At 66.2% G+C, this 12,790-nt stretch carries 10 protein-coding genes; 3 read left to right on the forward strand and 7 right to left on the reverse strand.

What is annotated here, in order from left to right:
* Nucleotide 1: 1 nt before the first annotated feature.
* The 4 genes from GFS60_RS25245 to GFS60_RS25260 form a co-directional block, all read right to left on the reverse strand.
* Nucleotides 2-1,819, reverse strand: a complete 1,818-nt coding sequence (locus GFS60_RS25245; protein ID WP_159925487.1) for an AMP-dependent synthetase/ligase — start codon at nt 1,817-1,819, stop codon at nt 2-4.
* A 138-nt stretch (nt 1,820-1,957) separates the two neighbouring features.
* Complete coding sequence (locus GFS60_RS25250; RefSeq protein WP_159925489.1) at nt 1,958-2,662, reverse strand: heme peroxidase; 705 nt, start codon at nt 2,660-2,662, stop codon at nt 1,958-1,960.
* Between the two features lie 99 nt (nt 2,663-2,761).
* The gene (locus tag GFS60_RS25255; protein WP_159925491.1) at nt 2,762-3,391 is read right to left on the reverse strand and encodes a phosphoribosyltransferase; all 630 of its coding nucleotides are present in this window, start codon (nt 3,389-3,391) and stop codon (nt 2,762-2,764) included.
* A 69-nt stretch (nt 3,392-3,460) separates the two neighbouring features.
* Nucleotides 3,461-4,258, reverse strand: coding sequence for a carbon-nitrogen hydrolase family protein (locus GFS60_RS25260; RefSeq protein ID WP_159925493.1), 798 nt, complete (start codon nt 4,256-4,258; stop codon nt 3,461-3,463).
* A gap of 108 nt (nt 4,259-4,366) precedes the next feature.
* On the opposite strand from GFS60_RS25260, the gene GFS60_RS25265 reads away from it, so the two are divergent.
* Nucleotides 4,367-6,130 carry a DEAD/DEAH box helicase gene (locus tag GFS60_RS25265; protein ID WP_159925495.1) on the forward strand — a complete coding sequence of 588 codons (1,764 nt, stop codon included), beginning with the start codon at nt 4,367-4,369 and terminating at the stop codon, nt 6,128-6,130.
* Between the two features lie 46 nt (nt 6,131-6,176).
* Here the strand turns inward: GFS60_RS25265 and GFS60_RS25270 are convergent, their stop codons facing one another.
* The gene (locus tag GFS60_RS25270) at nt 6,177-6,809 is read right to left on the reverse strand and encodes a hypothetical protein (RefSeq protein ID WP_201453446.1); all 633 of its coding nucleotides are present in this window, start codon (nt 6,807-6,809) and stop codon (nt 6,177-6,179) included.
* 79 nt (nt 6,810-6,888) lie between these two features.
* Nucleotides 6,889-7,434 (reverse strand): mycothiol transferase, encoded by a 546-nt coding sequence (locus GFS60_RS25275; protein WP_159925497.1) that lies wholly within the window; start codon nt 7,432-7,434, stop codon nt 6,889-6,891.
* Nucleotides 7,435-7,626: 192 nt separating this feature from the next.
* Between GFS60_RS25275 and treS the strand changes: the two genes are divergently transcribed.
* Both treS and GFS60_RS25285 read left to right on the forward strand, forming a co-directional pair.
* Nucleotides 7,627-9,462 (forward strand): maltose alpha-D-glucosyltransferase, encoded by a 1,836-nt coding sequence (gene treS / locus GFS60_RS25280; RefSeq protein WP_159925499.1) that lies wholly within the window; start codon nt 7,627-7,629, stop codon nt 9,460-9,462.
* Nucleotides 9,459-10,847, forward strand: a complete 1,389-nt coding sequence (locus tag GFS60_RS25285; RefSeq protein WP_159925501.1) for a maltokinase N-terminal cap-like domain-containing protein — start codon at nt 9,459-9,461, stop codon at nt 10,845-10,847. The genes treS and GFS60_RS25285 overlap by 4 nt, the downstream gene beginning before the upstream one ends.
* Here the strand turns inward: GFS60_RS25285 and GFS60_RS25290 are convergent.
* Complete coding sequence (locus GFS60_RS25290) at nt 10,837-12,744, reverse strand: ABC transporter ATP-binding protein (protein ID WP_159925503.1); 1,908 nt, start codon at nt 12,742-12,744, stop codon at nt 10,837-10,839. The two genes, GFS60_RS25285 and GFS60_RS25290, sit on opposite strands and share 11 nt — an antisense overlap.
* Nucleotides 12,745-12,790 lie beyond the last annotated feature (46 nt).

Consider the following 12,790-nt stretch of genomic DNA (forward strand, 5'->3'; position numbering starts at 1 on the left):
CTTACGCGTAGATGGCCTCGATGGCCGCGCCGTGTTCCTTGTGGATGACGTTGCGCTTGAGCTTCAGCGTGGGGGTGAGTTCGCCGGTTTCCTGCGAGAAGTCGACCTCGAGGATCCGGTACTTCTTGATCCGTTCCGGGTTGGACACCTTCTTGTTGCCCTCGGCCACGGCCTCGTCGATCTCGGCGACCAGGTCCGGGTTCTTGACCAGTTCGGACACCGGGGTGTCGGCGGCCAGCCCGTGACGTTCCTTCCAGCCGGGGAGGGTCTCGGCGTCGAGGGTGATGAGCGCCCCGATGAACGGTTTACCGTCACCGACCACGAGGCACTGGCTGATCAGCGGATGTGCGCGAAGGGCGTCCTCGAGGACCGCCGGCGCCACATTCTTGCCGCCGGCGGTGACGATGATTTCCTTCTTGCGGCCGGTGATCGAGATGAATCCCTCTTCGTCGATCGACCCGAGGTCACCTGTGTGGAACCAGCCGTCGCGGATCGAGTCGGCGGTGGCCTGGTCGTTGTGCCAGTACCCACTGAAGACGACGGGTCCCTTGACGAGCAGCTCACCGTCCTCCCCGATCTTCGCGGCATGGCCGTCGATCGGCTTCCCGACCGTGCCGACCTTCTGCGCGGACGTTGTGTTCACGGAGATGGCGGCGCTGGTCTCGGTGAGGCCGTAACCCTCGTACACGGGAATGCCGACGCCACGGAAGAAGTGGCCGAGCCGGGCACCGAGAGCCGCACCACCGGAGACGGCGCGGTCGCATTCGCCACCGAGCGCGGTGCGCAGCTTCGAGTACACCAGCTTGTCGAACAGGGCGTGCTTGAGCTTGAGCCCGAGGCCCGCGCCACCCTTGTCCTGAGCCTCGCTGTACGCGATGGCGGTGGCGGACGCCTTCTCGAAGATGCTGCCCTTACCGCCGTCGTACGCCTTCTGCTTCGCGGAGTTGTAGACCTTCTCGAACACGCGGGGAACCGAAAGGATGAAGTGCGGCTTGAACGCGGCGAACTGGTCGAGCAGCGTCGTCAGATCCGCGGTGTGTGCAACGGTGACCTTCGCGTCGAAGGCGCCGAACGAGATGGCGCGGGCGAAGACGTGCGCGAGCGGCAGGAACATCAGAGTGCGGCGGCCCGCGTACATCGCATCGGAGAGCGCCAGCTTCACGGCAGCGGACTCGGCGTAGAAATTGGCGTGCGTCAACTGCACGCCCTTGGGCCGGCCTGTGGTGCCCGAGGTGTAGATGAGGGTGGCGGGCGACGATGCTCGCACCTGGTGACGACGTTCGTGCAACTGCTCGTCCGTGACGCTCTGCCCACGCTTCGTCAGTTCCTCGATAGCCCCGGAGGATTCTCCCGTCGCTTCGCTCGCCCCGGCATCGATCTGCAGCACCTCCCGCAGATCCGCGGCTTCGTCGGTGACGACCCGCAGGGCCTGCGCGTGCTTGGCGTTCTCGACGACGAGCAGCGATGTGCCGGAATCCTCGAGGATCCACTTGGCCTGATCGGGCGCGGACGTCTCGTAGATGGCGACGGTGCAACCGCCGGCCGTCCAGATCGCGTAGTCGATGACAACCCACTCGTACCGGGTCGCGGACAGGATTGCGACACGATCACCGAGTTCGATGCCGGACGCGATCAGACCCTTCGCGACTGCCGAGACCTGCTTCGCGAACTCGGCGGCGGTGACGTCCGTCCAGCCGCCGTTACTCGGACGCTTGAACGGTACGAACGTCGGATCCTCCTCGGCATGACGGAAGACCGAGTCGGCCATAGAGGCGTCCTCCGGAATTGAGAACGACTGCGGTACCGAAAACTCTCGCACTATGACCCCTCCACTGAAACAACATGACGGATGTGCATTCGATCACAATTGTCCGGGTTTCGCACTAGCGCCGATGTCCGTTTTGGGTAAGTTGCTTCTGACCTGCGAGAATATGTGTAACCAGACGTAAACTGGTATCTACGCGACGTCGTCGAGGCGGCGAGAATTGGCCGCAAGCCACCGCCGGATCGCGTAGTCGAGCTGCTCGGGGTCGACCCCGAGCTCGGTCGCGGTGGCCTCGAGGATTTCGTCCGCGGCACCGGCATCGGTCGCCTCCGAGATGCCCAGGGCGCCGTTGACGAAGACCTCCGCCACCCGGTTGGGTCGCACCCCGGGGATTCCCGCGAGCATCAGGAAGTGCGCCCACGTGACGTCGCTGTTCTCACCGCACACGTCGACCCAGGCCTGATGGATCTGCTCCAGCGCCGCCTCGTCCCGAGCGGCCTCGAGGAGGTCGTCGATGCTGTTGACGCGGAGCTGGTGTAGTCGCTCGGCTGCCTGCTGGATGTGGCGTGCCTCGATCGGCACACCCGTCGCGGTGTAGCGGCGCTTGTAGGAGCCGACCTTGCCGGCCCACTGATCCGAACTGCCTGCCTCCTCGAACGTGCGGAGCAGGTCACGGGCACCGTCGGTGAGCGGCCGTCCGGCGTCCGCCCGGCGGTACGCCAGATACCGATCGACGACGGCGACCTCGCTGTGTCCCGCGCTCGACTGCACGGACTCGATGATGCACAGGGCGAGGCTGTGCCGATAGACATCAGAGGTGACCCAGCCGGACGGATCACCCAGCCGGTCGCGACATGCGGCCACCACGGTTTCGACGGTATCGGCAGAGACGGTCACGAGATCCTCCAAAGGCAGTCTGTTCTGTGCTCTGTCCGGTGTATCGACCGTCACTCCAGGAACGTTGCACTCTCGCTGAGATTTACTCGAGAACGACTGTCATATCGTGGCGAGCAGGTCTGTGACCTCGCTGTCTGCAAGTTGATGGAAGTCGTCGTAGGCGTTGCCAACGCCACCGAGGTCGAATGGGGTGTACGGGCAGACCACCTCGTCGGCCGTGACGCGCAGACGGGAGACGGCCTCGGGCGCGGCCACCGGAACCGCGACGACGATGCGCGACGCCCCCGACTTCTTGACGAACTGGCAGGCCACAGCCGCCGTCGCACCGGTCGCCATGCCGTCGTCGACTATGACGGCGGTGCGTCCTCGTATCGGCACGCGGTTCCTGCCGCCGCGCAACACCTGCGCTCGACGCTCGAGTTCCCGGCGCTCCTTGGCCTCGACCATGGCGAGGGCTGTCTTGCTGACCCGGGCGATCCGAAGCACGTCGTCGTTGACGACCCGGGCGTCTCCTTCGCCGATCGCGCCCATCGCGAGTTCGGGCTGCCAGGGGACACCGAGTTTGCGTACGAGAACCACATCGAGGGGGGCGGCGAGCGCCGCGGCGACCTCGAAGGCGACAGGGACGCCGCCGCGCGGCAGGCCCAGGACCACCAGGTCGTTTCCGCGTAGATGCTCGAGTGAGGCGGCCAGCCGACGACCGGCGTCCGCCCGACTGGTGTACTGCATCGAACGCTCCGAATCGGGAAGAACGGTTCGTCTTCGAAACTACTCCACTTCCGGGCGCGGAAATACAACTCAGATCTCCGTGACGGTGAATCTCCGCAGGGCGAGCGCGGGGTTCTTCTCGCGCACCTCGGTGATGCGTTCCGCGGTCACCGTGGCGATGGCGGTGCCCACCCGTTCGCCGAGCGCAGCGACGGTCACACCCATGGGATCGACGACCATGCTGGCTCCGGCCCCCGTGCGCGCGCTCTGGTCGGCCGCGGCCACGTAGATGGTGTTCTCGATCGCTCGTGCCCGCACGAGTGTGGACCAGTGATCCTCCTTGAGCGGTCCCGGCACCCACTGCGCAGGGAGGAGCAGGACGTCGGTGCCTGCGTCGACGATGCGGCGGGTGACCTCCGGGAATCGAAGGTCGTAGCAAGTCTGCATCCCGAAGGTGAGACCGTCGACGGCGAACGTCTCGGGGGTCCCGATCTCGCCCGCGCGGATCACCTCCGATTCCTTGTACCCGAAGGCGTCGTAGAGGTGCAGCTTGCGGTACGTGGCAACGATGTCTCCCGTCGGGCCGAGAGCCACCAACGTGTTGGAGATGTGGTCGTCGCCGGGCAGCAATTCGTTGACTCCGGCCACCAGGTGTATCTGCAGCTGGGCGGCGGTCTCGGCCAGCGCTGTCACGAACGTGCCGTCCAGTCCCTCCGCCGACTCCACGAGTCGGTGGTCCGTCCGCGGAGCCGTGAACATCGCGTACTCGGGGGCCACGACCACCTGTGCGCCGCGACCCGACGCCTCGGTGGCCAGCCTGCGAAGGGTGCTCGCGTTCTCCTGCTTGTCCTGACCGGGGGCGAACTGAATGACGGCGACATCGACCATGCCGTCCACGCTAGGCGACGACCCGGCACAGGTGTCTCCCGTGCCGGTGGCCGCGTATTTACCCGGCATGGCGCTGCGGCGCCGAGTCGTGCACTAAACTGCTGGTCAATGAGTGATATCGAACGTGAACCCGAACCGCCCACTTTTGCCGACCTCGACATCGATGATCGGGTCTTGAAGGCACTGTCCGATGTGGGCTACGAGTCGCCCTCGCCGATCCAGGCAGCCACCATCCCGCCTCTGCTCGCAGGTAACGACGTCGTCGGACTGGCCCAGACCGGTACCGGCAAAACTGCCGCGTTCGCGGTTCCGATCCTCTCCCGGATCGACCTCACCCAGAAGTCGCCGCAGGCCCTGGTGCTCGCACCGACGCGTGAGCTGGCTCTGCAGGTCGCGGAGGCGTTCGGTAAGTACGCGACCCATATTCCGGGTCTTCATGTGCTGCCGATCTACGGCGGCCAGAGCTACGGCGTCCAGTTGTCCGGGCTGCGCCGCGGCGCCCACGTCGTCGTCGGCACGCCCGGCCGGGTCATCGACCACCTGGAAAAGGGCACGCTCGACCTGTCCAAGCTGTCGTACCTCGTCCTCGACGAGGCCGACGAGATGCTGAAGATGGGCTTCCAGGAGGACGTCGAACGGATCCTGTCCGATACGCCGGAACAGAAACAGGTGGCGTTGTTCTCGGCCACCATGCCGGGCGCGATCCGCAAAATTTCCAAGCAGTATCTGCACGATCCCATCGAGATCACGGTGAAGTCGAAGACGTCCACCGCGTCCAACATCTCGCAGCGGTACGTGCAGGTGGCGCATCAGCGCAAGCTCGACGCCCTCACTCGTGTTCTCGAGGTGGAGTCGTTCGAGGCCATGATCATCTTCGTGCGCACCAAGCAGGCCACGGAAGATCTCGCCGAACGCCTGCGCGCCCGTGGGTTCTCGGCTGCCGCGATCAACGGCGACATCGTGCAGGCGCAGCGTGAACGAACCATCGGCCAGCTCAAGAGTGGTGCTCTCGACATCCTTGTCGCCACCGACGTCGCTGCCCGCGGTCTCGATGTCGACCGCATCTCTCACGTGGTCAACTACGACATCCCGCACGACACGGAGTCCTACGTGCACCGCATCGGCCGTACCGGTCGAGCAGGACGCGCGGGCGAGGCTCTGTTGTTCGTCGCACCCCGGGAACGGCACCTCCTCAAGGCGATCGAGAAGGCAACACGCCAGCCGCTGGCAGAGATGCAGCTTCCGAGCGTCGACGACGTCAACGCGCAGCGCGTCGCGAAGTTCGGCGACTCCATCACCGAGAGCCTCACCTCCGACAACCTTGCGTTGTTCCGCAAGATGATCGAGGACTACGAGCAGGAGCACGACGTGCCGCTCGCCGACATCGCAGCAGCGCTCGCGGTGCAGTCGCGCGACGGTGATGCATTCCTGATGTCACCCGAACCGCCGCCTCCGCCGCGTCGCGAGCGTGAACCGCGCGAACCCCGGGAGCGTCCGGCCCGTCGATTCGACGACGGCCCGCCCACCCGGTCGCGGGGCCCGGAGGGTCAGGAACTCGCCACCTATCGCATCGCGGTGGGGAAGCGGCATCGTGTGGTGCCCGGCGCCATCGTGGGTGCCATCGCCAACGAGGGTGGGCTGCGGCGCAGCGATTTCGGGCACATCAGCATCCGTCCCGATCACAGCCTGGTGGAACTACCCGCAGACCTGTCCCGGGAGACGCTCGAGGCCCTGCGGCGCACCCGCATCTCCGGTGTGCTGATCCAGCTTCAGCCCGACTCCGGCCCACCGTCGGGAAGGCCTGCCCGGGGCGACCGCGACGCCGGCAAGTTCCAGCGTGACCGCGACAGCAGAAGAAAGCCGCGCGAGTAGTACCCGCGCGGCTCGCCGAGAAGAGGCCCTGCCGAGCCCCCGGTCATTACGCCGGGGGAGCGGGAGCCGGCGCCGGCTGACCGGCCGCGTCGGCGGGTAGAGGACCCTCGGTGGGAACGAGGAACGTCCCCACGGTGGGCAGTACATAACAGGTGGCGCCGGTGTAGCCGACGGTGCCGAAGATCGACGCAACGACGGTGCCCGGTCCGGTGGCCACAACCTTCGACAGCGACGGGTAGCCGCCCTCGGTGACGCCGTCGAGCGGCAGGATGCCGCTGGCGCCGGTATTGGTGTTGATCCACGCGACGGTGAGCCCGGACGACTGGACGACGCCGGGGTAGGCGGAGAGCGCCTGGAAGCTGATCGCCGCAGCGGCGGGGTCGGTGGTTCCCGAGGCTAGGGTGAGCGTGACCGGGGCGACGGTGCCGCAGCCCACTGTCGGTGCCGTGTATAGGAACGGGGTGTGTGTCCCGGCCACGTCCCGAAGCGCCGTGGACGAGGCCAGGGCCTCGACCGCGACCTGCTCACCGGGCCTGTCCGCCTGGGCGCGCAATTCCGCCAGTCCGGGAACACTCGGTGCCGAGGGCTGGGCCGACGCCGTTCCTGACAGACCGAAAGTCGCCACAATGCCGACCGCTGCTGCGGCGACCACACGCCGCGTTCCGCTCACACCGTCCACCTGAACTCCTCGTCGTCGCTCCTCGGGCGGCTCTGCAGCGCCGTCCGAGCGGTGAATCTACCCGAGCACTGCGCGCCCGTCAGGACCAGGCGGTGCCGCCGGCCAGGGTATCGGCCCGTGCACCGTCGATGGACTGTCGGATGATGTCGGCATGCCCGGCATGGCGGGCCATCTCCTCGAGCTGGTGGACGAGCATGAAGCGGACAGTGAAAACAACACCCGGCGTCATCCATTTCGCCACGTCGGCGGGCAGGTGGACGTCCCTGCCGAGATCGGGTTCCGCGGCGATCGCGGCCTCCCTGGTTCGCCCGGCTCGGTCGAGCCGGGCGAGGAGTACTTCGACGGTTTCGTCCTCGGCGACATTCCAGGCAGCCGTCCATGCGGCAACCGGGTCGGACCCCTCGGCGCGCGGTGTTCCCAGAACGCGGGCCGTCATCGATTCCTCCCCGTCGATCACGTGTTTGAGGAGTGAGGACAGACTCATCTCACTCGCGCTGGGCACGCTGCGCGCCTGCTCCTCTGTCAGGCCCGACATGGCGTTGCGAAACGCGGTGCGCTGATGCTCGAGTAGGAGCAGCAGCAGGCTGCGTTCGTCGGAAATGTCGTTGTGCGTCGTCTCGTTCATGAACACAGTCTCGCGCCGATAGAGGACACCTTCTGTCCGCGTTTACCGTCGAAGTCAAGGAAAGTTGCCGGCCTCTTCCGGGGACGCTCCGCTGCCCGCGTTCCGAGCGCTTCAGGCTGACCCGCCCTACGATCGAGGAAGTGTCCGAGGAACCTCGCGGTTCCTGTGATCGAGTCGCATACCGAGGTGCTAATGCCCCTGGAAGAACCGTCGCCCTCCGTCAACGCCGAGCCGGAACACGACCTGGAGGGCCACATCGTCGAGGCACGGTCCGAAGATTTCTCCCATGCCCGGGAACTGACGGTCGACCACGAGTGGTTCAAAACCGCAGTGTTCTACGAGGTCCTGGTCCGCGCCTTCTACGACTCTTCCGGAGACGGCACCGGCGACCTCGAGGGGTTGACCGCCAAGCTCGACTATCTGTCCTGGCTCGGTGTCGACTGCCTGTGGTTGCCGCCCTTCTACGACTCCCCATTGCGTGACGGCGGCTACGACATCCGTGACTTCCGTGCTGTATTACCGGAATTCGGTACAGTCGAGGACTTCGTTCACCTCTTCGACGAGGCGCACCGGCGCGGGATCCGGGTGATCACCGATCTCGTCATGAACCACACGTCCGACACGCACGCCTGGTTCCAGGAGTCGCGCAGCGACCCCGACGGCCCGTACGGCGACTTCTACGTGTGGTCCGACACCGACGAAGGATATCCGGACGCGCGAATCATTTTCGTCGACACCGAGACATCCAACTGGACGTGGGATCCGGTGCGCAAACAGTACTACTGGCATCGCTTCTTCTCCCACCAGCCGGACCTGAACTATGACAATCCCGAAGTTCAGGACGCCATGATCGACGTGCTCCGGTTCTGGCTGGACCTCGGTATCGACGGATTCCGGTTGGATGCCGTCCCGTACCTGTTCGAGCGTGAAGGCACCAACTGCGAGAACCTGCCCGAGACGCACGCATTCCTGAAGAAGTGCCGGGCCGTGATGGACGCCGAGTACCCGGGCCGCGCGCTGCTCGCCGAGGCGAATCAGTGGCCCTCCGACGTGGTCGAGTACTTCGGCGAACCGGACGTCGGCGACGAATGCCACATGGCGTTCCACTTCCCGCTGATGCCGCGAATCTTCATGGCCGTGCGCCGACAGAACCGCTTCCCGATCTCGGAGATTCTCGCGCAGACACCACCCATTCCCAGTTCGTGCCAGTGGGGAATCTTCTTGCGAAATCATGACGAGTTGACGCTCGAGATGGTGTCCGACGAGGAGCGCGACTACATGTATGCCGAATACGCACAGGACCCGCGGATGAAGGCGAACATCGGTATTCGCCGTCGTCTCGCGCCGCTGCTCGAGAACGATCGCAACCAGCTCGAGCTCTTCACGGCACTGCTACTCAGCCTGCCGGGCTCTCCCGTCCTATACTACGGCGACGAGATCGGTATGGGCGACAACATCTGGCTGGGTGATCGGGATTCCGTCCGTACTCCCATGCAGTGGACGCCCGACCGCAACGCCGGGTTCTCCCGCGCGGATCCGGCCCGAATGTATCTGCCGGTCATCATGGACCCCACGTACGGATATCAGTCGGTGAACGTCGAAGCGCAGATGAACTCGACCAACAGCCTGCTCCACTGGACGCGGCGAATGATCCAGGTGCGGAAACAGCATCCGGCGTTCGGTACCGCCTCGTTCACCGAACTGGGCAGCGCCAACCCGGCCGTACTGTCCTATGTGCGGGAAACGCCGCCCAGCTCGGAAGGCGCACCCGCGGATGTCATCCTGTGTGTCAACAACCTGTCGAGATATCCGCAGGCGGTGATCCTCGACTTGTCGCAATACGCCGGTCGCATCCCGGTGGAACTCACCGGATCGGTTCCGTTCCCGCCGATCACGGATGACGGATACATGGTCACATTGCCGGGGCACGGCTTCTTCTGGTTTGCCCTGCAACCGGATCCACGGGACGGCGGAGTGGCAGACGGTCACCCGGTGAGCAGCGAGGCAGAACAGGCGGTACAGCCGTGAATCAACCGACGACAATCCCCGACCACATCCTCGAGCCCCAGCTCGCTCGATGGCTACCCGAGCGCCGCTGGTTCGCTGCCAAGGGGAACACCATTTCCGGTGTCCGGATCCTGCTGCGCCAGCCTCTCGCCGGTGTGCCGGGGTTCGCGGTCGATCACCTCCTGGTCTCGGTGGACTTCGAGACCGGGCCACCGCAGGTCTATCAGGTGCCGCTCGGTTTCCGCAGTCACCTTCCCGAAGACCTGGTGCCCTGGGCGCTACCTGCGCCCGACGGAGATGTCGGTTCGGAATGGTTCGCCTACGACGGCCTGCACGACGCCGAAGTGATCGATCTCTACGCGGAACGGCTCGCGTCGCCGCAGGGCTCGGGGCCGATCCGGCTGCGGACCGCTCCCGGAAGCGTCATCGAACCCGGCCTGAAGGGGCGGACCCTCGGCGCTGAACAATCGAATACGTCCGTGGTGCTCGGCGACAAGTTGCTGATGAAAATCTTCCGCCTCGTGACCCCGGGGACGAACCCGGACGTGGAGATGCACCGGGTACTCGGCGAGGCAGGCAGCGAGTACGTGGCCACCTTGCGCGCGTGGATCGAATCCGACGTGGAAGGCATCGAAACGACGCTGGCGATGGTCCAGGACTTCGCCGCCAATTCGGCGGACGGGTGGACCATGGCACTCGGGAGCGTGCGCGACCTTCTGATGGAGGCGGACCTCCGCGCAGACGAGGTCGGGACGGACTTCGCGGGGGAGTCGTATCGCATGGGGGCTGCGGTCGCCGAGGTGCACGCCACCCTCGCGCGGGCGCTCGGCACCGAGGACAAGGCAGTCACGTCCACGACGGTGGCGGCAATGCTGCGCCGTCTGGAGGCGGCTACCGAGGTCGTTCCCGAGTTGGCGGAAGTAGCCCCCGCCATTCGGGAACGGTACGCGGAGGCCGAGTCGCTGGGGAGCATCACGGTGCAGCGGATCCACGGCGACCTCCACCTCGGCCAGGTGCTCCGAACCCCCGAACGGTGGTTGCTCATCGACTTCGAGGGAGAACCCGCCAAGACGCTGACCGAGCGGCGGGAACCGGACAGCCGCCTGCGCGACGTCGCGGGCATGCTGCGTTCCTTCGATTACGCCGCACATCACCTGCTCGCCGACTCCGTGACGGAAGCGGCAGCGTCGCAGCGCGAGTTCCGCGCGCGTGAGTGGGCCCACCGCAACGGAACGGCTTTCTGCGAGGGATATACCTCGGTCGCCGGTGACGACCCTCGGTCTTCATCAGTCCTGCTTCGCGCCTACGAACTGGACAAGGCCGTCTACGAAGTGGTGTACGAGGCCCGGAACCGCCCGCGGTGGATGTCGTTGCCCCTCGGCGCGATCCGCCGGCTTACGTCGTAGCCGAGATGACCTCCGTCAGGGTGGGCGACGACTGGGTACCCGTGTCGAACTGGGTGCGGTACAGCTCCTGGTAGCGGCCACCCAGGGCGAGGAGTTCGCTGTGGGTGCCGCGTTCGACGACTCGTCCGGCCTCGATCACGAGAATCAGGTCGGCGGCGCGGACGGTGGAGAGCCGGTGTGCGATCACCACGGCGGTTCGTCCGGCCAGTGCCTCGCCCAATGCCTCCTGCACCGCCGCCTCCGACGTCGAATCGAGATGCGCGGTGGCCTCGTCGAGGATGACGACGCGCGGATGGGCGAGCAGCAGTCGGGCGATGGTCAGTCGTTGCCGCTCACCGCCGGAGAGCCGATAGCCACGTTCGCCGACCACCGTGTCGAGGCCGTCGGGCAGCGCTGCGACCAGTTCGGTGAGCCTGGCCCGTTCCAGCACCTCGTCCAGTTCGGCGGCGGAGGCGCCCGGGCGGGCGAGCAGGAGGTTGGCGCGGACGGTGTCATGGAAGAGGTGCCCGTCCTGCGTCACCATGCCGACGGTGGCGCGGACGGAGTCGGCGGTGAGATCCCGGACATCGACACCGCCGAGTTCGACCACGCCGGCATCCACGTCGTAGAGCCGCGGGACGAGCTGGGCAATGGTGGACTTTCCCGCTCCAGACGATCCCACCAAGGCGACCATCTGGCCGGGTTCGGCGCGGAACGACACCCCGTGCAGCACCTCGACGCCCTCCCGGGTGTCGAGGGTCGCGACCTCCTCGAGGGATGCCAGCGACACCTTGTCGGCGGCCGGATAGGCGAACTCCACATTCCGGAATTCCACCGACACGGGGCCGTCGGGCACTACCGTGGCGTCGGGTTTTTCCTGGATCAGCGGCTGCAGATCCAGAACCTCGAAGACGCGCTCGAAACTGACGAGCGCGCTCATCACGTCGACGCGGGCACTGGCGAGCGCGGTGAGCGGTGAGTACAACCGGGTGAGGAGCATCGCCATGGCGACGACGGCGCCGGCGTCGAGCTGACCGCGCAATGCGTAGAACCCGCCGAGACCGTAGACGAGGGCCAGCGCCAACGCCGACACCAGGGTGAGTGCGGTGACGAACACCGACTGCAACATCGCCGTGCGGACCCCGATGTTGCGGACCCGCCGTGCCCGCACCGCGAATTCGGCGGACTCCTCCGACGGACGGCCGAACAGCTTCACGAGGGTGGCTCCCGGTGCCGAGAACCGTTCGGTCATCTGGGTGCTCATGACCGAGTTGTAGTTGGCGGCCTCCCGGTTGAGCTGCGCGAGCTTGGCACCCATCCGGCGGGCGGGCAGCACGAAAATCGGCAGCAGCAGCAGCGCGAGGAGGGTGATCTGCCAGGAGATTCCGATCATGACGATGAGGGTGATACCGAGCGTCACGAGGTTGGCGGCGACACCGGAGAGCGTGTCACTGAACGCGCGCTGCGCTCCGATCACGTCGTTGTTGAGGCGGCTCACGAGGGCACCTGTGCGGGTGCGGGTGAAGAACGCGATGGGCATGCGCTGCACGTGGTCGAACACCGCGGTTCGCAGATCGAGGATCAGGTTCTCGCCGATGCTGGCCGACAACCATCGCGTCCACAGGCCCAGCGCGGCCTCGAGGACGGCGATGAGCGCGATGAGCCCGGCCAGACGGACCACGGCGGACACGGCGTCGCCGTCGATGATCGCCTCCACCACTCGGCCGGCGAGCACCGGTGTGGCCACGGCCAGCGCCGCGGTGATCACGCTGAGCAGGAGGTACCACGCCAGGCTCCGTCGGTGCGGCGCGGCGAAGCCGGCGATCCGCCGCAAGGTGGTGCGCGAGAACGGTCGACGATCCTCTTGGGCGTGCATCGCGTTGTACATCGCGTTCCACGCTGTGACTTCCATGCTCATGCCGGCGGCCTCCTGTCGCTACCCACACGGTAGAGCGTGGGTATGA

Source organism: Rhodococcus sp. WAY2, assembly GCF_009859915.1.
Classification (GTDB): Bacteria; Actinomycetota; Actinomycetes; order Mycobacteriales; family Mycobacteriaceae; genus Rhodococcus_F; species Rhodococcus_F oxybenzonivorans.